This is a genomic window from Thermostichus sp. OS-CIW-20 (assembly GCF_054061455.1).
This window is the reverse complement of record NZ_JBSSEF010000017.1, coordinates 15,470-37,343: the sequence shown is the minus strand read 5'-3', so window position 1 is coordinate 37,343 and position 21,874 is coordinate 15,470. Positions and strand designations below refer to the sequence as shown.

At 60.2% G+C, this 21,874-nt stretch carries 22 protein-coding genes; 13 read left to right on the top strand and 9 right to left on the bottom strand.

The window, feature by feature from the left end:
* Positions 1-91: 91 nt before the first annotated feature.
* From pyk to ACVWXC_RS07770, 3 genes are all read right to left on the bottom strand, one after another.
* Positions 92-1,933 (bottom strand): pyruvate kinase, encoded by a 1,842-nt coding sequence (gene pyk / locus ACVWXC_RS07780; protein WP_011431019.1) that lies wholly within the window; start codon positions 1,931-1,933, stop codon positions 92-94.
* 404 nt (positions 1,934-2,337) lie between these two features.
* Complete coding sequence (locus ACVWXC_RS07775) at positions 2,338-2,496, bottom strand: urease accessory protein UreE (protein ID WP_011431018.1); 159 nt, start codon at positions 2,494-2,496, stop codon at positions 2,338-2,340.
* Positions 2,493-2,840: a hypothetical protein gene (locus ACVWXC_RS07770; RefSeq protein ID WP_457391925.1), complete on the bottom strand. Its 348-nt coding sequence runs from the start codon at positions 2,838-2,840 to the stop codon at positions 2,493-2,495. Before ACVWXC_RS07770 ends, ACVWXC_RS07775 begins: the two co-directional genes overlap by 4 nt.
* A gap of 41 nt (positions 2,841-2,881) precedes the next feature.
* On the opposite strand from ACVWXC_RS07770, the gene ACVWXC_RS07765 reads away from it, so the two are divergent.
* From ACVWXC_RS07765 to ACVWXC_RS07755, 3 genes are all read left to right on the top strand, one after another.
* Positions 2,882-3,208, top strand: coding sequence for a phasin family protein (locus tag ACVWXC_RS07765; RefSeq protein ID WP_011431016.1), 327 nt, complete (start codon positions 2,882-2,884; stop codon positions 3,206-3,208).
* 138 nt (positions 3,209-3,346) lie between these two features.
* A complete protein-coding gene (gene leuD, locus ACVWXC_RS07760; RefSeq protein WP_041438503.1) occupies positions 3,347-3,949 on the top strand; it encodes a 3-isopropylmalate dehydratase small subunit in 603 nt (200 codons plus the stop codon).
* Positions 3,946-5,016: an SAM-dependent methyltransferase gene (locus tag ACVWXC_RS07755; protein ID WP_011431013.1), complete on the top strand. Its 1,071-nt coding sequence runs from the start codon at positions 3,946-3,948 to the stop codon at positions 5,014-5,016. Before leuD ends, ACVWXC_RS07755 begins: the two co-directional genes overlap by 4 nt.
* On the opposite strand, the gene ACVWXC_RS07750 is transcribed toward ACVWXC_RS07755, so the two are convergent.
* Complete coding sequence (locus ACVWXC_RS07750) at positions 4,998-5,186, bottom strand: hypothetical protein (protein WP_011431012.1); 189 nt, start codon at positions 5,184-5,186, stop codon at positions 4,998-5,000. The genes ACVWXC_RS07755 and ACVWXC_RS07750 overlap by 19 nt on opposite strands.
* Before the next feature lie 142 nt (positions 5,187-5,328).
* Here ACVWXC_RS07750 and ACVWXC_RS07745 point away from each other — a divergent pair, with 142 nt between their 5' ends.
* A complete protein-coding gene (locus tag ACVWXC_RS07745; protein WP_011431011.1) occupies positions 5,329-5,568 on the top strand; it encodes a hypothetical protein in 240 nt (79 codons plus the stop codon).
* Positions 5,569-5,651: 83 nt separating this feature from the next.
* Positions 5,652-6,077, top strand: a complete 426-nt coding sequence (locus tag ACVWXC_RS07740) for an NfeD family protein (protein ID WP_011431010.1) — start codon at positions 5,652-5,654, stop codon at positions 6,075-6,077.
* A gap of 321 nt (positions 6,078-6,398) precedes the next feature.
* On the opposite strand, the gene ACVWXC_RS07735 is transcribed toward ACVWXC_RS07740, so the two are convergent.
* From ACVWXC_RS07735 to sufB, 5 genes are all read right to left on the bottom strand, one after another.
* Positions 6,399-7,799: a 1-acyl-sn-glycerol-3-phosphate acyltransferase gene (locus ACVWXC_RS07735; RefSeq protein ID WP_457391921.1), complete on the bottom strand. Its 1,401-nt coding sequence runs from the start codon at positions 7,797-7,799 to the stop codon at positions 6,399-6,401.
* 136 nt (positions 7,800-7,935) lie between these two features.
* Entirely contained in the window at positions 7,936-8,388 is a 453-nt protein-coding gene (locus tag ACVWXC_RS07730) for an AbrB family transcriptional regulator (RefSeq protein WP_011431008.1), read from the bottom strand.
* 673 nt (positions 8,389-9,061) lie between these two features.
* On the bottom strand, positions 9,062-10,348 hold the full coding sequence (gene sufD / locus ACVWXC_RS07725; protein ID WP_099812916.1) for a Fe-S cluster assembly protein SufD: 1,287 nt from the start codon (positions 10,346-10,348) through the stop codon (positions 9,062-9,064).
* Positions 10,345-11,118 (bottom strand): Fe-S cluster assembly ATPase SufC, encoded by a 774-nt coding sequence (gene sufC, locus ACVWXC_RS07720; RefSeq protein ID WP_099812918.1) that lies wholly within the window; start codon positions 11,116-11,118, stop codon positions 10,345-10,347. The genes sufD and sufC overlap by 4 nt, the downstream gene beginning before the upstream one ends.
* 126 nt (positions 11,119-11,244) lie before the next feature.
* On the bottom strand, positions 11,245-12,681 hold the full coding sequence (gene sufB / locus ACVWXC_RS07715) for a Fe-S cluster assembly protein SufB (RefSeq protein WP_457391919.1): 1,437 nt from the start codon (positions 12,679-12,681) through the stop codon (positions 11,245-11,247).
* 162 nt (positions 12,682-12,843) lie between these two features.
* On the opposite strand from sufB, the gene sufR reads away from it, so the two are divergent.
* The 8 genes from sufR to ACVWXC_RS07675 all read left to right on the top strand — a co-directional run bounded on the left by sufR (position 12,844) and on the right by ACVWXC_RS07675 (position 21,871).
* A complete protein-coding gene (gene sufR / locus ACVWXC_RS07710) occupies positions 12,844-13,572 on the top strand; it encodes an iron-sulfur cluster biosynthesis transcriptional regulator SufR (protein WP_011431002.1) in 729 nt (242 codons plus the stop codon).
* Positions 13,573-13,622: 50 nt separating this feature from the next.
* Complete coding sequence (locus ACVWXC_RS07705) at positions 13,623-13,748, top strand: hypothetical protein (RefSeq protein ID WP_255322479.1); 126 nt, start codon at positions 13,623-13,625, stop codon at positions 13,746-13,748.
* Between the two features lie 87 nt (positions 13,749-13,835).
* Positions 13,836-14,942 (top strand): efflux RND transporter periplasmic adaptor subunit, encoded by a 1,107-nt coding sequence (locus tag ACVWXC_RS07700; protein ID WP_457391916.1) that lies wholly within the window; start codon positions 13,836-13,838, stop codon positions 14,940-14,942.
* A gap of 276 nt (positions 14,943-15,218) precedes the next feature.
* Positions 15,219-15,494 carry a hypothetical protein gene (locus ACVWXC_RS07695; RefSeq protein WP_457391915.1) on the top strand — a complete coding sequence of 92 codons (276 nt, stop codon included), beginning with the start codon at positions 15,219-15,221 and terminating at the stop codon, positions 15,492-15,494.
* A 546-nt stretch (positions 15,495-16,040) separates the two neighbouring features.
* A complete protein-coding gene (locus tag ACVWXC_RS07690) occupies positions 16,041-17,111 on the top strand; it encodes a 3-deoxy-7-phosphoheptulonate synthase (protein ID WP_457391913.1) in 1,071 nt (356 codons plus the stop codon).
* Between the two features lie 201 nt (positions 17,112-17,312).
* Positions 17,313-17,918, top strand: coding sequence for a tRNA-(ms[2]io[6]A)-hydroxylase (gene miaE, locus ACVWXC_RS07685; protein WP_011430999.1), 606 nt, complete (start codon positions 17,313-17,315; stop codon positions 17,916-17,918).
* 25 nt (positions 17,919-17,943) lie between these two features.
* Entirely contained in the window at positions 17,944-19,278 is a 1,335-nt protein-coding gene (locus ACVWXC_RS07680; RefSeq protein WP_011430998.1) for a sensor histidine kinase, read from the top strand.
* 301 nt (positions 19,279-19,579) lie between these two features.
* Positions 19,580-21,871, top strand: coding sequence for a DUF1796 family putative cysteine peptidase (locus ACVWXC_RS07675; protein WP_457391911.1), 2,292 nt, complete (start codon positions 19,580-19,582; stop codon positions 21,869-21,871).
* Positions 21,872-21,874: the final 3 nt, after the last annotated feature.

The following is a 21,874-nucleotide window of genomic DNA, read 5'->3' as shown; positions in this document are numbered from 1 at the left end:
TGCTCATTGCGCGGATCCCTGCCTTCCCTTTCCCGGGGAGAGAGGAACTGGGAGACGGTCTCAAACTTGTCTGAAATGACCGCAAAACCCTCTAAAAGCCCAGCCCATCTGCTCCTGAGGTCACCGTGCCTTTTTCTGGGTCTAGGGTGACGATGGCGCCGTCGCGGATGAGGCGCGTAGCATCCTTAACTCCCACCAGCACCGGCACCCCTAACCGCAGACCGATCACCGCCGCATGGGAGGAGGCCCCATCTTCTTCGGTGATCACCCCGGCCGCCTGTTTGATCGCCTCCACATAGTTGGCATCGGTAGCGCGAGCAACCAGGATGTCGCCGGCAGTGATCTTGCTGGCATCGAGGCTAGATCTGAGGATGCGGGCCGGGCCGCTGACAGTGCCTTTGCCAAACCCTCTGCCTTTGGCCACCACTGCCTTGACTACCTCTACCTTAATCAGATCGGTGGAGCCGGATACGCCTGGCAAAGTGCCGGCGCTGAGCACCACCAAGTCGCCATCCTTAAGCAAGCCTTCTTCCTGAGCCACGTTGATGGCGGCCTGAAAGGTCTGGCGGGTGGTAGGCAAATCCATGACCAACAAGGGCCGTACCCCCCACACCAACTGCAGTTGCCGCGCCACCTCTACATGAGGAGTTACAGCCAAGATCGGGGTGCGCGGGCGAAACCGGGAGACATTGCGAGCCGTAGCCCCGGTTTTGGTCAGGGTCATCACCGCCACCGCATCCAACTCCTGGGCAATCTCCCCTACGGCGCGGCTGATTGAGTCGGTGACCAGGGTTTTGGGCCGGGGCGAGCCATTGCCGCCGGGGCTGCCGTTATTTTGACTCAGCTCCTGCAGGGTGAGGGTGCGCAGGTGTTGGCGGCGATCGACATAGATCGGGCTGAAGTAATCCCGTTCGATGCGCACAGCAATGCGGGCCATGGTCGCCACCGCCTCGACGGGATATTTGCCTACCGCCGTCTCGTTGGAGAGCATGACGGCATCGGTGCCGTCCAAAATAGCATTGGCCACATCCGAGATCTCGGCCCGAGTGGGACGAGGGCTGTGGGCCATGCTGTCCAGCATTTGGGTAGCGGTGATCACCGGGATCCCCAGGCAGTTGGCCATGGCAATGATCCGCTTCTGCAAAATCGGCACCTCTTCCGCCGGCAGCTCTACGCCCAGATCTCCCCGCGCCACCATTACCCCGTCGCTGAGGGCCAGGATCTGGGGCAGTTGTTGGATGGCCTCGTGTTTTTCGATCTTGACAATGATAGGAACCCGCTTGCCGACAGCGGCCATCAGTTCCCGCAGCTCCAGCACATCCGAGGGATCCCGCACAAAGCTGAGGGCCACCCAGTCCACCCCTTGGTTGAGGCCGAAGTAGAGGTCTTCTTTGTCTTTTTCGGTAACGGCGCGGATGCTGAGTCGCACGCCGGGGAAGTTCACCCCCTTGTTGTCGGAGAGGGTGCCGCCGACAATGGTGCGGCAGAAGAGCTCCCCCGCCTCGGGATCCACCGCCTCCACCCGCATCTCCACCCGACCGTCGTCGAGGAGGATCGTCGCCCCTTCCGGCACCTCTTGGGCTAGCTTGTCGTAGGTGACCCAACTGCGCTCCTGGGATCCCAAAATGGGCTTGCTGGTCAACACGAAGGGATCCCCGCTCCTAAGGGTGATCGAGCCTTCGGCGAACTTGCCGAGGCGAATTTTGGGCCCCTGCAGGTCTTGCAAAATGGCGACCTGGATGCCGAGGTCCATAGCGGTTTGGCGGATGAGGCGGATGTTGCGGCGGTGCAGGTCGTGATCCCCATGGGAGAAGTTGAGGCGAAGGGTGGTTGCCCCTTGCAGGATCATTTCCCTTAGGATGGCGGGGTTGGAGCTGGCAGGGCCGATAGTGGCAACAATTTTGGTGCGTCGAAAAGACTCGCTCGAATGCATGGCAATCTTTACCAAGGGAGAGCAGCCCAGATTGTTTCCCCACACAGGGATCCCCTTGATACGATAACCCGTTTTGACACTTCCGGCCTTAAGTGGCGGGGATTTTCAAGCAGCCCGGAAACAGACTCTTAAAGGCGTTGTCAAAGCGCCTCTGCTGACTTTCCACAGACAAAGTCCAAAGGTTGCCGTTACTTCGTATTCGTCGCCGCATGGGCGTCGGCGTTGATGAGCCAACCCTCTGGGGTTCTAAACAGCTCACACTTACCTGCTTTTTCCAGCCTTTTTTACCGCTTCTAGGCAGAAAATGCCATCTTGGGCCTCGACTGGAATGTGTCGCTGCGCATCCGCGGAGAGCAGATCCTCCTCGTGGAGATGGGTGGCAGCATCAACTGGATTTCCCTGCCTCAGTCGCTCACCAGCCGCTGCCGAGAGTGCTGGCGATCGTGCCAAGTGAGAGAAACGGTCTCCATCTGGCCAGGGATCCCACCTGGCGGCTCAACCAGCAGCTCCGTTACTGCAATAACCGCCGGCTCCTCGCCCAAAGCGTGTCGGCCTTCGCTCATCTCAGAGACTCCAGATATTGGCTGAGGTCTTCTTGCAGGCGGGAGAACTCCACTTCAATAGAAAGGTGCAATGCCCCTGTTTTCAACATTACTAACACCTTGGCGGCGTGGGGGCCGGGCCAGATATTGGGATTGCAGAACATCTCCAGGTACAAGTTTGGGGCGGCATGGTGAAACTCAATCGGCGCCTGGGGCTGGCGTTGGGGGCCGCTTGCCCCCACTTTGAGCCGCTCCACAAGGGTTTGCAAAGCCCTGTGCCACTCCCGCGCCCCCTCTGCCGAAAGCGGGAAGCTGGCCGACCCGGTTGCGAAGTTGAGGGCAAACTGAGGAGAATAGGTAGTCATAGAAGCCCGTACCTTCGGCAAGCATTCTCTGGAGGGCAGCGTTGGACAATAACAGTATCTTACGTCAGCTCTTACTAATGGGCGTGGGCACCACCGCTCTCCTCGCGGAGCAGTTGAAAAAGGCTGCTGACGAGCTGGTGCAGAAAGGTCAGCTCAAGCCAGAAGAGGCCTCCAACGTCATCAACAACCTGCTCAACCAGGTGAAATCCGAGCAGAGCAACCTGGAGTCTTACGTGCAGCGGCAGGTGCGCAACGTCCTGCAGGATTTGGGTGTTCCTCGCCAATCGGAAATGGACGAGCTGCGCGGGCGGCTGGATCGGCTGGAGCGGCAGGTGCGCAACCTGGAAAACCAAGTTTACCGCCGCTAGCCGAGCTGGATGGTTCGTTTCTGGCGCTTGGCTTGCCCCCTCGGCCAAGCAGAGTTGGGCAAGGGATCCCAGGCTATACCCTGCAAAACTCTGAAGCCAATTCCCAGCTTTTGAGTCCAGAAGGTCACTGCAATTCCCATGCCAAGCGAAGTTTTGACCATCACGGGCCGCGGGATCCCGCTGGTGGGCAACGACATCGACACTGACCGGATTATCCCGGCCCGTTTCTTGAAGTGCGTTACCTTTGAGGGCTTGGGCCAGCATGTATTTGCCGACGACCGGGCCCAGAATCCCGGCCAGCATCCCTTTGACCTGCCTCAGTACCAGGGGGCAGAGATCTTGCTGGTCAACGCCAACTTTGGCTGTGGCTCCAGCCGGGAGCACGCCCCCCAAGCCCTGGCCAAGTGGGGGATCCGCGCCCTCGTCGGCGAAAGCTTTGCCGAGATCTTTTTCGGCAACTGCCTGGCCTTGGGGATCCCCTGCGTCACGGCGCCCGCCAGCGTGATCCAAACCCTGCAAGGGGCGGTGGCCGAGAATCCACAGCTCCGGTTGACGCTGGATGTGCTCAACAAACAGGTGTGCTGGGAGGATAGAACCGCTGCTGTCGAGATCCCACAGGGGGCCTGGCAGATGCTGGTGCAGGGGACGTGGGATGCCACCGGACAATTGCTGGCCGCCCGGGAGCGGATTCAAGAGGTAGCTGCTTCCTTGCCCTATTTGCGATGGCAGCGGGTCAGGTGAGCAGGTTTCTTCCCCCCACTACTCACCTGTGGCTGGGCAGCGCCGACCCCGATTTTCTGGATCTGGCGAGGCGGGAAATTGCGGCAGCGGATCCCGAGGCCGTCTTTCAGCCTTTGCCGGAGGCACCTGGCCTAGTGCGGGTGTGCAGCCAGCGCTCGTTTGCCGACCTTGCCCAGGCCTGGCAGGCTAACCCGCCCATTTTTTTGCGCCACATCTGCCCCATCCACCAAGAGCGACAGCTCGACGAGATCTCCCTGCTGCGCCTCGATCAAAACCTCTTGGCGGCCATCGACCCTGCCCTCAGCTTTTCGGTACAGACGCGCCGGTTTGGCAAGCTCAACGTCAAGCCCTTCCAGGTTAACGCAGCCCTGGCCGAACAGGTGATGGCGACGGTGGGATCCCCTCTGCAGGTCAAGGATCCCCAGCAGGTGATCTCGGTGGTGCTCCTGGCCAGCTCGACAGGGCTCCGGGCTTGGCTGGGCCTGTCGCTGGCGGCGCAAAACCTCTCCACCTGGGCCGGCGGCGTCCACCGCTTTCGCCGCGATCCCGACCAGATCAGCCGAGCGGAGTTTAAGCTGCTGGAGGCCATCCAGGTGTTTCGCGTCCCTTTGCAACCAGGGGGACGGGCCTTGGATCTGGGGGCAGCGCCGGGGGGCTGGTCGCGCATTTTGCGCCTGCATGGCCAGCAGGTGACGGCTGTGGATCCGGCGGAGCTGGACGAGCGCCTCCGCCACGATGCCGGCATTTGTCACCATCGCCTCAGCGCCCAAGCCTATCTGGCCCGCTGTCCAGGTCAGTTTCACCTCATCCTCAACGACATGCGCATGGATGGCCGTGCCTCTGCCCATCTGATGGCGGCTTTTGCCCCTCATCTGGAGCCGCAGGGGGCAGCCGTGATGACCCTAAAGCTCCCCCACCAGCATCGCCTGCGGGTGCTCCGCCAGACCCTAGACATCTTGGGCAGCGCCTTCCCGGTGGTGAGGGCGCGCCACCTGTTTCACAACCGCAGCGAAATTACCCTCTACCTGCAAAAAGGGATCCCGGCCCCTCACTCTTCCACCACCTGAATTTCCCGGCGCAGCACCTTCTCGCGAATGGACTCCAGCAAGCTCATCTCTTCCGGGGAGATTTTGCCATCGGCCCGGATGGCGGCGATGATTTGATCCACCTCGCTGCGGGTTAACTTCTTATCTTCCAGGGCTTGCTCCACCAGCACCTGCAGTTGGGAAAACTCCATAAAACCACTGCTCCTCTGGGCTTAACCGGTCTTCTCACTTCATCCAGGCTATCTGCGCCCATTCCGATCCCCGGCAGGCGCAAGATTCTCTTCAGGTCAGGTATTCTGAAGAAAATGTAAAAGCCTAGGAGAAAACGACCTCATGGCTGGCCCAACTCTCAAGAGCACTGAGCACGACTGCGCCACTCTTTGCCGAGATGGCTGTGTCTTGGGCGACGCCTGCCCCCACCGAGAGGCGGCTCGTCAAGCAGTGGCCTTCGTCATGAACACCGACTGGGAGACGCTGATGCGGATCGCCGAATCCAGGAACCTACCCAAGGATCCCCCCCAAGCAGAGGTGGATCCCCTGCAGTTTTTGGAGAACTACCGCCTGGGCGGCTAGCTAACAGCTCGGCAACAAATCCCAGTGCAGAATCCAGGTGCTTTGAGCCATACTAATTAAATAGGGTCGAATGCCTGGGTTGTATGGTTTGGCCCTGGGTTGTCTTCGGCTTGGTTCTCATTGCTGCCGAGCTGTTTTTGCCGGAGTTGGTGGCCGGGCCGGCGGGTGTGGCTGCCCTAGGGGCTGCTCTTTTGGCCTATTGGGGGTGGCCAGTTTGGGCCCAGTTCTCGGCCTGGATTGTGCTCTCCCTTGGGTTGATCGTTCTCAGCCGGCGTCTGCTGCCCTCTACTTCAACTCAGCTGGAAGATCTCCTGAAGGAATCGCGAGAAGCGCGGGCAGTTACGGCCATTCCGCCGGGCAAGCGGGGTCGGGTCTCCTATCTCGGCTCCACCTGGAATGCCAAGTGCAGCGTCCCCGACCTGGAGATCCAGCCTGGGCAAGAGCTCTACGTGGTCGATCGCCAAGGCAATACCCTGATCGTGATGCCGATGCAGATGCTCAAGTCTTGAGGGGGATCAGAGGCTTGGCTGCGACTCACTGGACAGGCTCTTTTGAAGAAACACCTGAGGAGTCGGGGAATCTCTGCGAAGGCGAACAAGAAGCTCGCCCTCAGTCCACCGTACTCGGCTACCCATCCCAACAGGTCTAGCAGGTTCTAAGTAGAAGATGCCGTTGGCGGTGGGGGGATAGAGGGCGGGGCTCCCGCGGTTTCTGGCTGAACGCTGGGGAGGCCTTCCCTACAGGCGGCGCAACAATTCCCAACAACAGGCCGGTATCGGTTTCGGCCCAGGCCTTCCCGCTCCCCTCGACAAGGCCAGCCAACCCAGATCTCAGCCGACGGCCACGCTCGCAGGGGAGCGCGGGATCCCTTGCAGCAGCCGCTCCATCTCCGCCTGCAAATCCTGGGTTAGAGCTTGTACGGCTTGCCGGCGGTTGGCCTGGTAGGCGGGCCAGCGCTCCGAAACCGAGAGGGGATCGCCGATGCTGAAACGGGCCAGCCGCGGCCCCAACCTGGGGGGGGCAGCGCCGACGGCGTTTTTGCCTTTGATCCAGGCCAACAGGTTCCACAGCCGCAGGGCGGTTTCGGCCAGTTCCTCCAAACTGGGTTGCTCCGGCAGGGGACGCACGGCAAACACCATCAGGGTCTCCACCAGGCGCATGTGCCAGAGGTGGAAGCTGGCCTCAGAGGCGACGCGATTGGCCAACCCCTTCTCCACAGCCGAAAGCGCCGCAATATCAGGGATATCTTCCCGGTAGATCCAGGCCCAGCCTGCCTGTTCGATGCGATGCCGCCGCTCGATCAAGTCTCCCTGGGGCTGCAGGCCAAAGTGCTGCTCGGCCACGCGCAGGGCCAGATCCGATAGGCTTTGCAGACGTGCCAACAGATCCCCTCCCCCTTTCAGGCTGACCCGCGCCGCGTCGGGCAAAGCTGGGGCGTAGAAGCGCTCGTAAAAACGCTCCATCACCTGAATCAGATGCTCGGCCAGGCGGAGCAGGCGGGCCATCAAAAACCCTTTGCCGACATGGGCCGAGCGCGTGGCCGGGAGCTTGCAATCCGCCTCCATGCGGCGGAGCAACCTGTCCAGCGCCAGGCTGGGATCCCTCAAGTAGGAGTAGCGGAGGCCCACCGGCAAGATCAGCACCTCCTCCGGGCGCCCCGCCTTGTGCAGATCCTCCACCGCCCAGAAACTCATTTGGGCCACCCCCGGCTCCAGCGGGTTGAGCAGCCCACTCATGCCGTTGATTGTCCCTTCGGGAGCCACCGCCAGGGGGTACGGGCCTGACACAAACTGCTCGCGAGAGCTCTTCAGCCCTGCCCGATCCAGACGGCCCCGCAAAATCGGGATCCCGCCCAGCCGGGGAAGCCCCCAGCGGCCAATCAAGCCCAGCCATAGGGGCAGGCCGCGGTCGTAGACAAACAAAACATGGGGACGCTGCCGCAGGCGGATCCCCTGTTGTCGAGCTACCTGAGGCAGAAGATGGGAAAACAGGTACATCAAGCAGGGGGGATCGTCGAGGGTGGGGTGGCGAAAGGCTACCAACAGGCGAATCTTGCCTGCCTCAAATTGCTGATAAAGCTGGGCCAAACGCTCGCCCCCCTCCACCTCAACGCGCGGGATCCCCTTGGCCCAGCGCAACCACAAGGGCAAACCCGCTTGCGCCAAACGAACTACCCAAGGCGTCAATCGCGGCGGCAGAAACTTGAGAGGAGGTTGAACAGTCTGGTACATAGGGATCTTCAGATCTAGGGTTGGCGAAGTCAATAAACCCAAGCTTCGGATCCCATCTTAAGGAGGGTTTGGAAGAGAGAAAGCCCTGCAGTGACAGTTTCTCAACTGGATTCCCTTGCCCAACTCCAGAAGAGGTTCAAGCTCCTGTTGTTTTTTTCCTGCGGCTCCGCGTCTTTTTGGGGGCAGCTTCTTCGTTCGAGGTTGAGTCCTCCATCACCTGACCGTTGAGCACTTGCTTGAGGTGAATGTGCTTATAGCCCAACTGAATCTCAAACTCATCGCCGGGCTTGAGATTCATTTTTTCGGTGTAAGCGGACCCGATGATGATCTGACCATTCTTGTGAACGCTCACGCGAAAGGTTGGCTCGCGACCGCGCCTGTCACGCTTGGCAGTTGGACTGAGGCTCAGACCTTTTGCCGCCAGCACCGCATCATAAAACTCATTTAAGTTGACGCGGAGCTTGTTGGTCTTGGTCATGGTTACGTAGCCACAGCGCTTTGCCGTCTCGCGGCGCGGAAGATGGCTCAACGCTTCTACCTTCTGCAGGAGAGCCTTTCCGGTTAAAGGTTGTGGTGGTATGTCCAACATTTTCTAATGCCCTACAGTCCTCTCCAGGATCATAACCTCCTGGCGTACTTCTGCAACCAAAAGTTGGGGACTCTTTTCGAGGCCACATTTTTCTCCTACTACTTGAAGTGGTTCTCTAAAGGAGAAAGGCTCTCCTCAATAGGCGTTCAATCGGTGTTCTTGCCGTGGTAAAAGGTGAGGGGGGAGCAGGGACTCAAGCGCGGAGGGGGGCTGCAGCTTTTGTTTTGATGGCGCCAAAGGCTAGAGAATCGGTATGGCTCTTCGGCGCGCTGGGTGCTTCGGCAGAGAGGCCAGAGGGATCCGCAGAATCGGGGGAAGAGAAGTGGGCCAGGCCAGGATTGGCGATGATAAAGTCGCGCCAACCAGACTAGATCTGTTCCTCCGATTCCCACCCCTCTGCCGCCCTAAACCCCCAAGACAGCTTCTCCGAACTTCAGCAAAAGGGGCTGGAGTTGTTTTGCACAACGGGTCGGAAAGATAGCCAAAGCAAGCCTGCGGCCCAATGCCATCACCTACAGGGCCGGTAAGGGATTTCGGGCTTCTCGGCGGGAGCCGGCGACGCCACGGGCGTTTTTTTTTCGCCGTTCGACGGGCGCGGGCGACGCAGGCCGCTAGCAGCCATTTCAAGACTGGCCGATGGCAGTAAGGGCTGGAGCGAAATGGGAGGGACAACTCAGCCGGATCCCAAGCGCTTGGCCACCTGGGAAGGAAGCTGGGCCAGCGGGATCCCCTCTAGGATCTCTGCCGCAAAGGCGTAGGTGAGGAGTTGCCTGGCCTGGGCTTGGGGAATGCCGCGGCTTTGCAGATAGAAGATCTCTTCCGCCTCCAGTTGGCTGACGGTGGCTCCGTGGGCGCATTTGACGTTGTCGGCAAAGATCTCCAGTTGGGGCCGGGTATCCACCCGCGCCTTGGGGCTCAACAGCAGGTTGCGGTTGGTCTGGGCGGCGTCTGTCAGTTGGGCTGCTTGGCTCACCAGGATCCGCCCGCTGAAGACCGCGCGGGCCGCCTCGTCCACGATGCACTTGTGCAGTTGGCGGCTGCTGCCGTGGGGCGCTTGATGGAGCAAGCGGGAGTGGGTGTCGCTGTGCTGGGATCCCTTCACCAGGGTCAGCCCCTGCAGCTGGGTGTGCGCCTGGGGCTCCACCTGGACAAGCTCCAGGTTGTGGCGGGAAAACTGGGATCCCCACTGGATGGCCTGCAGCCGGTAGTGGCTGTCGCGGCCCTGGCGCACGGCAGTCTGGTTGATGTGAAAAGCCTGGGATCCCTGCCGCTGCAGGATCACATGGTGTAGACGGGATCCTTCGGCCAGGGCGATCTCGGTAACAGCGTTGCCGAAGGGGATCCCTGCCCCCCACGAGACGTGGTCTTCGATGAGGGTGAGGGAGCTGTGGGCCTGCAAAGCCACCAGACAGCGGGGCTGGGCCAGAACCGCCTCTCCTTCAGAGGCCACCGTCACCCAGAGCAGGTGCAAGGGCGGCAAAACTTCCTGCTGGGGTGGCAGCTCGATTTGGATCCCGTCGGCCAGATGGGCGGTGTTGAGGGCGCTGAAGACATCGACCTTGGCGATGGTTTGCAACAATCCAGGGGCAGACTGGCTCAGAGGAGCTATTCGCAGGGCCGACGGCAGGCCGCTCAAGTCAGAAAGCTGGGGGGCAAAGTAGCCGTTGACGAACACCGCATAGCTGTGACGGCTCTCCGGCCACAGCCAGGGCTCCAGGGTGGCCCGCTCCAGACCCAGATCCCCAGGGCCGGCCAGGCGAAAGGCATGGGCCACTAGCGGCGAGAGGTCGCTGTATTTCCAGTCTTCCTCGCGGGGGGTGGGGATCCCCAGCTCCGCCAGTTGGGCGCGGGCCTGCTGCCTCAGGGTGGTATGGGGATCTTCTACCTCCGGGATTTGGCGGAGGAGGTGCTCCAGAAAGGAGTGGCCAAAGCGCTCAGCCCTCTCGGAGGGGTTGCTCATCGCGCCTCCTCCTTGAGCCAGTCGTAGCCCCGCTCTTCCAGCTCCAGCGCCAAGGTCTTATCGCCGCTGAGGACGATGCGCCCGCCTTCCATCACATGCACATAGTCGGGGGTCACATACTCCAGCAGGCGCTGGTAGTGGGTAATGAGGAGCATGGCCTTCTCAGGGCCGGCCAGTTGGTTGATGCCCTGGGCAACGACGCGCAGGGCGTCGATGTCCAGGCCGGAGTCCGTCTCGTCCAAAATGGCCAGCGTCGGCTCCAGCACAGCCATCTGCAGGATCTCGTTGCGCTTTTTCTCGCCGCCGGAAAACCCTTCGTTGACGGAGCGCTCCAAAAAAGCGGGATCCATCTTGACAATGCTCAGCTTTTCCCGCACGAAGTCGTCAAACTCGAGGGGATCCATTTCCGGCTGATCCCGGTATTTCTGCCGGGCGTTGTAGGCAGCCCGCAGAAAATCCAAGTTGCTCACCCCCGCAATCTCAATGGGGTACTGAAAGGCCAAGAAGATCCCGGCCCAGGCCCGCTCCTCCGGCTCCATGGCCAAGAGATCCTTGCCCAAATAGAGGATCTCGCCCCCTGTTACCCGGTAGTCGGGGTGACCGGCCAAGATCTTGGAGAAGGTGCTTTTCCCAGAGCCATTGGGCCCCATGATGGCGTGGATCTCGCCGGCGCGGATTTCCAAGTTTACCCCCTTGAGGATAGGAGTGCCGTCGATCTCGGCCGTGAGATCGCGAACGGAGAGGATGACAGGGCTGTTTTCCCGGATCATGTCAGCAGTTGCTCTCGAATCGATGACAGCTTGGCGCCTAGGAGTTCCCCCCAGCGCCGCTCCCCAAAATCTAGCTGCGCCAGACCCCTCGGCAATGGACAACAGGCAGGATCCCTTGCCAAGGATCTAGCCAACGGATCCCTCTAGCTTCAGGCTCAGCAGCCGATCCGCCTCGACGGCAAACTCCATCGGCAGTTGGTTGAACACCTCGCGACAGAAGCCGCTGATGATCATGGACACGGCGTCTTCTGTGGAGATACCGCGCGACTGGAAGTAGAACAGTTGCTCTTCTCCGATCTTGGAAGTTGAGGCCTCGTGCTCGACCTTGGCGGTGTGGTTTTGCACCTCGATGTAGGGGAAGGTGTTGGCGCTGCACTGATCCCCAATCAACAGGGAATCACACTGGGAAAAGTTGCGGGCGCCCTCTGCCTTGGGCCCAATTTTCACCAGGCCGCGATAGCTGTTTTTCGAGTGCCCTGCCGAGATGCCTTTGGAGATAATTCTGCTGCGGGTGTTGCGGCCGATGTGGATCATCTTGGTGCCCGTGTCGGCCTGCTGGTAGTGGTTGGTGAGGGCCACTGAGTAGAACTCGCCCACCGAGTTTTCCCCCACCAACACACAGCTTGGATACTTCCAGGTGATGGCCGAGCCGGTCTCCACCTGCGTCCAAGAGATCTTGGAGTTGGCCCCCTGACAGAGGCCGCGCTTGGTCACAAAGTTGTAGATGCCGCCTTTGCCGTTTTCGTCGCCGGCATACCAGTTCTGCACCGTCGAGTACTTGATCTCGGCATTGTCCAGGGCGATCAGCTCCACCACCGCCGCGTGCAGTTGGTTGGTGTCGAACATGGGGGCGGTGCAGCCTTCCAGATAGCTAACGTAGGATCCCTCGTCGGCAATGATCAGGGTGCGCTCGAACTGGCCCGACTCGCCGTTGTTGATACGAAAATAAGTGGAGAGCTCCATCGGGCAACGCACCCCTTTGGGCACGTAGACAAAGGAGCCGTCGCTAAATACCGCCGAGTTCAGCGCCGCGTAGTAGTTGTCGGCAATGGGCACCACCGTGCCCAGGTACTTGCGCACCAGCTCAGGGTACTCCCGCAGCGCCTCCGACATGGAGCAGAAGATGATCCCTTCCTTGGCCAGCTTCTCCCGGAAGGTGGTGGCCACCGAGACGCTGTCGAAAATGGCGTCCACCGCCACGTTGGCCAGCCGCTTCTGCTCTGACAAAGGGATCCCCAACTTCTCAAAGGTTTCCAGCAGCACCGGATCCACTTCGTCCAGGCTCTTTTTCTTCTCCCGCACCTTGGGGGCCGAGTAGTAGACGATGTTCTGGTAGTCGATGGGGGGGTAGGTGACGTTTGGCCAGGTGGGCTCGCTCATCTTCAGCCACTGGCGGTAGGCCCGCAGCCGAAACTCCAGCATGAAGTCCGGCTCCCCCTTCTTGGCCCAAATTTGCCGGATGATGTCCTCGTTTAGGCCTTTGCCGATGGACTCAGAAGGGATGTCGGTAACAAAGCCGTACTTGTAGGGCTGGCTAATGAGGGTGCGGACGCTCGTAGACATAGATGGCTCTTGGTTAGGGACAGGGTCAAGACAGACGGCCAACTAAAACAACACGGTTGTTGCTTAACTAACCCTCAGGTTACTGTAGCAATGATCCCGTTGTCAAAGTAGCTGTGCTGGCAGCGGCAGCCGAGTGAACCCAGTCTAACCAGGAGGGCGAGGGTGGAGAGCGCGCACAAGATCACCGGGCGGTTCACGCAGCCCCTTTCCAGCAAGCAGGCCATCCTAGTCTATTTGCGCAAGGCGGGGCAGGCCACCGCCCAGACTCTGGCAGAGCACTTGGGCATTTCTCCCCAAGCCATTCGCCGCCACCTCAAGGATCTAGAGGCGGAGGGGCTGATCCACCACGTCGCTCAAGCCAGTGGCCTGGGCCGCCCCCAGCACTTCTATCAGCTTAGCCCCCAAGGGGAAGCGCAATTCCCCACAAGCTACGACGAGTTTGCCCTGGGCCTGCTCAATACGCTGGCCGAAACCCTGGGATCCGAACAGATGGGATCCCTGCTCCAGCAGCAGTGGCAGCGCAAAGCCCAAGAGTACCAAGCCCAGATGGGATGCGGATCCCTGGCCAAGCGGCTGGAGCGCTTGGTGCAGTTGCGCCAGGCAGAAGGCTACATGGCGGAGTACTACCCCTACCCCAACCACCTGGCTGCGGCCAGGGCAACAGAAGGCGCTGAGCAGTATGCCGAGCAATACGTATTGGTGGAGCACCACTGCGCCATCGCCCAAATTGCCCAGCGTTTTCCCAGCGTCTGCGGCCACGAGCTGGAGATGTTTGCCGCCGCCCTGCCCGACTGCCGGGTAGAGCGCCTCACCTGGCAGGTGAACGGAGAACACCAGTGCGGCTACTGGATTGCCAGGATGGGATCCCCTCCTAGACCCAGCCACGAGTAGCAGTAGGTGGCGGCTTCGGAAGACAGGCAAGAGCAGCTATAGCTCTGGCCGTGCAAGGGCCATGGGTCAGTTGGCTCAAGTCCGCCTTTGAGCAGTATTTCCTAGCCAAGATGCGCTGGGGGTGGGCGGTGCCTTGGTTTGAGCGCCTCAGTTTGCAGGGGGTGGGGCTCTCATAGAGCCCATCTCCAAGCCATTGGGAGATTTGGTCTTTCCTTAGCCTCTTTCTCTCGTCACTCTCAAGTTACGCCTTGGACACTTGCACTATGGAAACTCAAGTCGGCAGGTTGCACCAACAAAGGTTTTCCGGCTGGAGCTGGGGCCACCTGGGCTGGGCGCTGCTGTTCCTCTCGCTAGGGGGGCTGGGCGGCTGGCTGCTGGGATCCCAAAGCCGGCCCGGTCCAGGGGTAGCCGCTTCGGAGCTTCCCGTCAGCGAGACGGAGTCCTTGGAAACCGCCAAGGCCGCCCCGTTGGCCACGATGGAGGTCAAGCCTCGGGAAATCGGCCAAGAGCGGATTCTGGTGGGCAGCCTAGAGGCTGTGGAGCGCACCTCCCTCAGCAGCCGCATTGTGGGCCGAGTTCTGGAGCTGCCGGTTCAGGAGGGGCAGCAGGTGGCGGCCGGATCCCTGATTGCCCGTCTGGATGTCAGCGATGTGCAGGCCGCCCAGCAACAGGCCCAGGCCCAGCGGCAACAGGCTGAGGCGCAACTGCAGCAGGCCCAAGCAGGCCTTCTGGCCGCCCAGGCAGGGGTGAGGGGAGCGGAAGAAGCCTTGCGCCAGGTGCAAGCCCAGAAGCAGCAGGCGGAAGCGGAGCTGCAGGAGGCCCGTTTGCACCAAGAACGCATGCAGAAGCTGCACGCCGAAGGGGCCATGGCCCAAGCCCAGGTGGATCAGGCCAATACGCGGGTAGCCGTGCTCTTGGGCCGGCTGGCCCAGCTCGAGGCCGGGATCCAGCAGGCCGAACAGGGATTGACCCAAGCGCGGGCCCAGCTTGCCCAGGCCAAAGGCCGGATCCCTGAGGTGCAGGCGGCCATGGCCCAGGCGCAGGCGGGGGTGGCACAAGCCCAAGCCAACCTGGCCTACGGAACCCTGGTTGCCCCCTTTGCCGGCGTCGTCACCCGCAAGTATGTGGAGGTAGGGGCTTTGGCGGGGCCGGGCCAGCCGATAGTGGAGCTAGAAAGCAGCGAGCGGCTGCGGTTTTCCGTGGCTGTGCCCGAATCGCTGGCCGGCCAGATCCGGGTGGGACAAGGGGTGCCCATCAGCATCGACAGCCTCAACCAAACCGTGGAGGGAGCCATTCGCCAAATCATCCCCAGCGCCGATCCCAGCTCGAGAACCGTGGAAGTCAAGGCGGAGCATGACTCTAGTCAATAATAAGCTCAACTATACTGAAAATAATGTATAATATGTTCAGTACGGATTACTACCAGTTGATCTTTCTGTTTACTTTCGAGTCTGCCAACATGGTAGCCAAAGCAAAGCAGAAAATTGGTAGTAAGACGACACGGAAACTGCGCTTTGGGTATTCTACTCAAAGCTTTGCGGGATACCGCCATTCTGTTTGGACTCCGTCCCGCTAACGCGAATGGAAACAAGCAGAATGCTATCGCTGCATAGTTGAACAGTGATGTTCAGCAGTGTTCAGCGTAAATGTATCAGATCCCTCCGCTCCCCGGAGCCATGCCGGGCATGCTGGGCCGTCTGAAGTTGGCAGGAGAAACCCGCCAAGCCCTGCTGCTGCCCCAGACAAGCCTGGTAGAACAGTTCGGCCTGACGGGCGTGTATCGGCTGGCGGACGGCAAGCCGCTGTTTACGCCGGTGGCGGTGGGATCCCGCTATGGGGATCTGGTGGAGATCCACGCCGGGCTGCAGCCTGGAGACGAGGTGATCCAGGAAGCGGCTGCCGTTCGGGCCGGATCCTTCTGAAGCCTGTTTTCTGGGACAGAAGCCCAGAGTCCTGCTGACTGTCTTGGTTTCCGCCGGGCTTGCGGGGCTTTCGCCGCTGCGGCCCTGTCAGGCTGAGGCAGCGGCAGGAAGTTCCTAGTTGCCCTGAAGCTTTTCTCCTCGCACCGCTTGCAACAGCGTCGCAGAGCGATGGCTACGGGGCGGGCAAGCCTCTTGAGCTGGGTGGGGGAAAGCCGTCCTCTGGGCTGCGCCCGGGGAACCCTGGGAGCGACCCAGAACCTGAGCCCGTCTTGGCAAATCCAGTTTCTTTTTGGGTATACTTCCGCTATACTCATCTCGTACAGATTCCGAGTTCCTTCCCCTGAAGATGATCTTGCGCGCTCCCTTTTTTGGCTACTTTACCTTTCCCTGGCAGCGACCAGGGCGGAAGGGTGGCGCGTAAACTATAAAGCCTAGGTTTACCTGAGTCAGTCCTGAAGCCCTGAGCCCAGTGCCAGGGCTTTTTTGATGGCTCGACAGCTCAATCCCTCACTTGCCCATCCCTTGGACACAATGAAGGACAGTTCTATGCCCCCCCAAACCGACAACTGCAACATCCAAGAGGTGACTCCCTTGATTGCCCCTGCTGCTGTCAAGGCCAAGCTGCCGCTGACGGAAACGGCAGCCCAAGTGGTGCTCTCCACGCGGCAGGCCATTCGCGACATCATCCACGGACGGGATCTCCATCGCCTGGTGGTGATCGTCGGCCCCTGCTCCATCCACGATCCGGAAGCGGCCTTGGAGTACGCCCACCGCCTCAAGCGGGTGGCCGACCGAACCCGCGAGCACCTGGTGATCGTGATGCGCACCTATTTTGAGAAGCCGCGCACCACCGTGGGCTGGAAGGGGTTGATCAACGATCCCCACCTGGATGGCTCCTGCGACATTGCCACCGGCTTGCAACTGGCCCGCTCCATCCTGCTGCAGATCAACGAGCTGGGCCTGCCCTGTGCCACCGAGATGCTGGATCCGGTGACCCCTCAATACACCGCAGACCTGGTGAGCTGGGCGGCCATCGGCGCCCGAACCATCGAAAGCCAGACCCACCGGGAAATGGCCAGCGGCCTCTCCATGCCCGTGGGCTTCAAAAACGGCACCGACGGGCGGCTGGAAATTGCCCTCAACGCCATCTTGTCTGCCAGCCACCCCCACAGTTTTCTGGGCATTGGCCAAGACGGCATGACGGCCTTGGTGAAAACCACCGGCAACCCGGATCGGCACATCGTGTTGCGCGGCGGCGTCGGCAGAACCAACTACGGCCCGGAAGATGTGGCGCGGGCGGCGTTGCTGATGAAGGATCAAGGGATCCCGCGCTCGGTGATGGTGGACTGCTCCCACGACAACTCACAGAAGGACTACCGCCGGCAGGGATCCGTCTGTCGGGCGGTGCTACAGCAGTACCAAGCGGGGCAGCGGGCCTTGATGGGGCTGATGCTGGAGAGCAACCTCAACCCGGGCAAGCAAACCTGGCAGGAAGGGGCGCCGCTCCAGTACGGCGTTTCCATTACCGACGGCTGCATTGGCTGGGAAGAGACCGAAGACCTGTTGCAGGAGATGGCGGCGGTCGTAGCAGGGAAAACCTTGGCTCTGAGCCATTGAGGCGGGGGCCAGCCTTCTGAAAAATCCCCGAACTCCCCTCTCCCTCTGGGAGAGGGGCCGGGGATAGGGACAACTGCTGCCAGAGCGTCAGACGGGATCCAAGACTTAGAAAGGGGTACGCCGGCAAAGCTAAGATCCGATTAACCCAGTTCCGTTCCCTGCTCCCGCAGCGGGCAGGGTGGGTCAACCTGGAAGCTGTTGATGCCTGAAACCTCTTCTGACCCTGTGCCGACGCTACAACTGGCCTCGCCGACTTCTGCGGCCTGGATCGACCAAGCCATTCGTCACCTCGACCTTATCTTGTTGGATCACGCCAACTGCGAGAAAAAAGCGGCGGGCAACGCCCTTAGTTTGCTGTTTCGCTACCCGGCCAACGGGCGGCTGGTGGAAGCGCTGTCGCCGCTGGCGCGGGAGGAGCTGCAGCACTTTGAGCGGGTGCATCGCCACCTGCAACGGCTGGGGATCCCGATCAGGCCCCTCTCGGCTGCTCCCTACGCCAGCCGTCTCAACCAGCACCTGCGCCGCTCCGAGCCGGAGCACCTTTTGGACGCTTTGCTGGTGGCCGCCATCATCGAGGCCCGCAGCCACGAACGCCTGGGCCTGCTGGGGATCCACGCCCCCGACCCGGAGCTGCGGCAGTTTTACCTCTGGCTGGCGGCGGCTGAAGAGCGGCACTGGCAGTTGTATCTAGACCTGGCGCTGGAGCAGTTCCCCGCTGACGAGGTGCAGGAGCGGCTGGACACCCTGCTGCAGGTGGAAGCGGAGATTTTATCGACCCTTCACCCTGAGCCTCGTGTCCACAGCTAACCCATCCCCTTCCCGCGCAACCCCCATGTTCCAGGCAACGCGGCGGTGGTTGGCCCTCTGGTACACCGTGGTAACAGGGGTGTTTTTGTTGCTGTTTGCCGGCAGCTTCTACTGGTATGTGCAGTCAACCCTGATCGAGCGGGTGGACGACACGCTGGGCCATGTGGTGGAAATTGTCGAGCGCTCCCTGGTGGTGGACGAGAGCCTCTTGGATCCACAGCAGGCCCGCCAGAGCTTAGAGGCCAGCTTTCGGGATGATCCCAGCACCCTGGAGGACGACCACATCGACCTGGAGTGGTTTGATCCCCAGGGATCCCTCATCTGGTCCACGGTGCCCGGCGGCATCCCTGCCCCCCTGCTGACCGAGGGATCCCTGCACACCGCCCGCATCGCGCCTGGGTATTGGCTGCGCCAGTTCACCGAGCCGATCCTGGCCGGTGGGAAGCTGCTGGGGTATTTGCGGGTCAGCCACCCCTGGTTTGAGGTGAGCAAGCCGACACGCCAGCTCATTCGGGATCTCAGCCTCTGGGTAGTGGCCAGTTTGGCCTGTGTGGGGGGAATCGGCTGGCTGCTCTCCGGTTTGGCCATGCAGCCCATCCGCCAGTCTTACCAGCAGCTCAAGCAATTTACCGCCGATGCCTCCCACGAGCTGCGCAGCCCCTTGGCCAGCATTCAAACCACGGTACAGGTGGCTTTGGCCGATCCGCACCTGGACGCCGACACCCGCCAGCGCTGGCAGATGGTGGAGCGGCTGTGTTTGCGGCTGGGCCGCCTGGTGGACGACCTGCTGTTTCTGGCCCGCCACGACAGCGGCATGGTGCCTTTCCAGCCCCGCTGCTGTGCGCTGGATGCTCTGCTGCTGCAGGTGGTAGAGGAGTTGCAAGGGCTGGCCAACCAGAAAGGGATCCACCTCAAGCTGGACATTGTCACCCCCGACGAGGAAGCAGAGGGCTATCCCTTCGCCTTTTGGGGAGATGAAGACCTGTTGGCCCGCCTGTTCACCAACCTGATCGAAAACGCCCTTCTCCACACTCCCTCTGGCGGCGAGGTGCAGGTGCGCCTTAGGCAGCGGCTGCGCTCCGGATCCCCAGAACTGGTGCTTCAGGTGCAAGATAGCGGGCCGGGGATCCCACCCCAGGCGCTGCCCCACCTGTTCGACCGTTTCTACCGGGTGGATCCGGCCCGCAGCGGGGATCCCAATCGGCGGTCGGGATCGGGTTTGGGGCTGGCCATTGTCAAAAGCATCGCCGAGCAGCATCGGGGGCAGGTGCAGGTGGAGAGCGAGGTGGGGCAGGGATCCACCTTTGAGGTGATTTTGCCCCAGCGACAATTGGAAACTTGCACTCCAGAAACCCTCTGAAAGTGCTCCAGAAAACAGACAATTCTTGGACAGTATGTTAAGTTCAAGCTAAAGTTCAATTGTTCTTTACTTAGAGAGCTTTACTTTGGGGCTTTAGGTCTTTTTTGTGGCCTTCTGTGTTTTCTGTTTGCGGATCTGAGAACTTCTTTTTTTTAAAACTCAGGATAGGCCAGACAAGGCGGAACTGGATCGCAGCTTTTGTTTTCTCTTACCAGTTGTCGGCAGGGTAATAAGCCAACTGATCAAGCCTGTCTATCTACCGGCAAATCCAGAATAGGTTCCTCTCCCTCTCCTTCGGAAAATGTATCGCTTTCAAGTTCGCGCCACCACTCAGCCCGGCGATCGAATTGCCCTGGTGGGATCCAGCCCTCAACTGGGCGCCTGGGATCCCTGCCGCTGTGTTTGGCTGCAGACGGATCCCGATCGCTACCCGCTCTGGTGGGTGGAGTTGCCATTAGGCCCGGCAGATGGCACTTCTAGCCCACTGTCCTCTGGGGAGGGACTCGAAGAAACCCCTCGACTGGAGTACCGGTACCTGCGCGTTCAGGCGGATGGCGAAGTTATTTGGGAAGCCACCGATAGGAATCGCTGGGTGCCGCTTGAGCCGGAACCTTTGCCGGCAGTTTTGATCGTGGAAGATGGCGAGTTTGGCCGGATCCCTTTCTATCCATACGGCTATTTTGCCTTGCCGGTGAGCGAGCCTGAGCCCGAAGATTGTCCGGGACTGAAGATAGTCGTCTTGGGCAGTTCGGTGGCCCTGGGGTGCAGCGCCTGGCTGTTGCGAGGATGGGCCTGGCTGTTGCAGAAAGCTCTACGAGAACGCTATGGCCATCAAGTGCGGAACCTCTCCGAATTGGGGGCAAACGTCAGCCGAACCCTGGCCCGATTTGAGCAGGTGGTGATCCCTGAACATCCCGATGTCGTTATTGTTGCCTTGTCTTTGGGAAATGAAGGCTTGGCCACGGCTCTGCCGGAGCATCGCCGTGCCGTCCAAAGGCGGTTTGAAAACGGCCTGCAGCGGTTAATTCAGCGAATTCAAGACATTGGAGCCTTGCCAGTTTTGGGAGGGGTTTACCCCCATGCAGACTACGGCCTAGAACAGCATCTGCTTTTGCAGGAAACTCAGCAAAGGATGCTCAGTTGGGGATGCCCCGTGTTCAACTGGCTGCCCATCTTAGACGATGGCCAGGGGCGCTGGAAGCCAGATCTGGCTTTTGACGCGGCCCACCCTAATACCAAGGGGCACCAACTCATGTTTGCGGCTATTGACCTCTCGATTTTTGATCCCAACACTGTGAAGTCAGCCCCCCTAAAGCTGGCATCATCCAAAGAAAAGCTGATTTTTGAGGATCCCTCTGGCTTTTGGGCGGCCTTGGAGGGTCAGAATCGATTCCGCCTTGTTAATATTACTCCTTATGATTACACCTTGACACCGACTTGGCAATCTTTACAAGCTGCTTTTCAAGAAGCTCGACTACAGCCAGGCTTATATATTGGTAAAAGCGGTGAGAAAGGGCAAGATCAACCTTTGTACTCCCTCTCCATTCATGAGAATGGCTTGATTCAAACAACCCTTTCCATTCCCCCAGATGCCGACCTTGTCTTTTCTCCGGCAGCCGATTTTTTCTCTCCGGAATCCTCAGAAATAGTCTTTAGTGACGGGACTCTAACACTCCTCAAACTTAGCTACCCATCCGCCGGCTTGGATCCCAAGCCCCGCCTGTGTGTGATTAACCAAAGCAGCTATGAGTACAACATCCACCCTATGTGGAAAGAAGTGCGGGCTGCCCTCAAAGCTCTGCCAACAGGCGTTTATGAGGATCCCCTCTATCGCGATGCTCCCTTTCGCACGTTGATGATTGGAGAGGGGGGGTTGGAAAGCCGGGTCAAGGCTGCTCCCAACTCGGTCATGCTATTGGAATACACATGCGCCTTATCTGATATTCATCGCGTTGCTGTTGTTCCCCTGGGGGATCGCTGTGCGGTGCGGATGCTGCTCTACAAGTTGGAATACGACGGGCCTGCCTTTCCGTTTGATCTAACCCGCACCAGCAACCTAGCGGATGTAGCCGATATGATCCACCACGAGTTTCAGGGCATGTGGGATCCGCAATATTTGCACTACAGCCCTGAAGACAGGCGAATTTATCACAGCAAGTGGACAGGTCTTTCTTTCGGCCATGAGGTGGAAGAGGGGGAAGACCCCCTGCAGAATATGAATCCAATCCATGAGCGGATGCGGACTCGTTATACAGCTCGCGCCAAGCGCTTTCTATATGTCTTGGAAAAGGCGGACAAGATCTTGTTCGTGCGCACAGGCGGCTGTCAGCGGGGCGCGGTGATCGACTTGATGGATAAATTGTCCGCTAAGCGAAAGGGCAAGCCCTTCCTACTCCTTATCATTTCCCCTCAGCCTTCAGAGGAGTTTGCCGGGATCCCCAATGTCATCCACTACGATATGGAGTTCAACCCCGACCGCATGTGTGCGGATCCCGAGCATTGGCGGTACTGCACAGAGATCATGAGAGAGATCCTCCATTCTCTGGGAGTTTCCAGCCGCAATCTTTTCTGGTGTCCTCCCCAGCCGGCTTAATTG

What these genes read in the sequence shown, in the direction of transcription:
- pyk (WP_011431019.1), bottom strand. Translation starts at nt 1,933, where the DNA reads ATGCATTCGAGCGAGTCTTTTCGACGCACCAAAATTGTTGCCACTATC.
- ACVWXC_RS07775 (WP_011431018.1), bottom strand. Translation starts at nt 2,496, where the DNA reads ATGAGCGAAGGCCGACACGCTTTGGGCGAGGAGCCGGCGGTTATTGCA.
- ACVWXC_RS07770 (WP_457391925.1), bottom strand. Translation starts at nt 2,840, where the DNA reads ATGACTACCTATTCTCCTCAGTTTGCCCTCAACTTCGCAACCGGGTCG.
- leuD (WP_041438503.1), top strand. Translation starts at nt 3,347, where the DNA reads ATGCCAAGCGAAGTTTTGACCATCACGGGCCGCGGGATCCCGCTGGTG.
- ACVWXC_RS07750 (WP_011431012.1), bottom strand. Translation starts at nt 5,186, where the DNA reads ATGGAGTTTTCCCAACTGCAGGTGCTGGTGGAGCAAGCCCTGGAAGAT.
- ACVWXC_RS07745 (WP_011431011.1), top strand. Translation starts at nt 5,329, where the DNA reads ATGGCTGGCCCAACTCTCAAGAGCACTGAGCACGACTGCGCCACTCTT.
- ACVWXC_RS07740 (WP_011431010.1), top strand. Translation starts at nt 5,652, where the DNA reads ATGGTTTGGCCCTGGGTTGTCTTCGGCTTGGTTCTCATTGCTGCCGAG.
- ACVWXC_RS07735 (WP_457391921.1), bottom strand. Translation starts at nt 7,799, where the DNA reads ATGTACCAGACTGTTCAACCTCCTCTCAAGTTTCTGCCGCCGCGATTG.
- ACVWXC_RS07730 (WP_011431008.1), bottom strand. Translation starts at nt 8,388, where the DNA reads ATGTTGGACATACCACCACAACCTTTAACCGGAAAGGCTCTCCTGCAG.
- sufD (WP_099812916.1), bottom strand. Translation starts at nt 10,348, where the DNA reads ATGAGCAACCCCTCCGAGAGGGCTGAGCGCTTTGGCCACTCCTTTCTG.
- sufC (WP_099812918.1), bottom strand. Translation starts at nt 11,118, where the DNA reads ATGATCCGGGAAAACAGCCCTGTCATCCTCTCCGTTCGCGATCTCACG.
- sufB (WP_457391919.1), bottom strand. Translation starts at nt 12,681, where the DNA reads ATGTCTACGAGCGTCCGCACCCTCATTAGCCAGCCCTACAAGTACGGC.
- ACVWXC_RS07700 (WP_457391916.1), top strand. Translation starts at nt 13,836, where the DNA reads ATGGAAACTCAAGTCGGCAGGTTGCACCAACAAAGGTTTTCCGGCTGG.
- ACVWXC_RS07695 (WP_457391915.1), top strand. Translation starts at nt 15,219, where the DNA reads ATGTATCAGATCCCTCCGCTCCCCGGAGCCATGCCGGGCATGCTGGGC.
- ACVWXC_RS07690 (WP_457391913.1), top strand. Translation starts at nt 16,041, where the DNA reads ATGCCCCCCCAAACCGACAACTGCAACATCCAAGAGGTGACTCCCTTG.
- miaE (WP_011430999.1), top strand. Translation starts at nt 17,313, where the DNA reads ATGCCTGAAACCTCTTCTGACCCTGTGCCGACGCTACAACTGGCCTCG.
- ACVWXC_RS07680 (WP_011430998.1), top strand. Translation starts at nt 17,944, where the DNA reads ATGTTCCAGGCAACGCGGCGGTGGTTGGCCCTCTGGTACACCGTGGTA.
- ACVWXC_RS07675 (WP_457391911.1), top strand. Translation starts at nt 19,580, where the DNA reads ATGTATCGCTTTCAAGTTCGCGCCACCACTCAGCCCGGCGATCGAATT.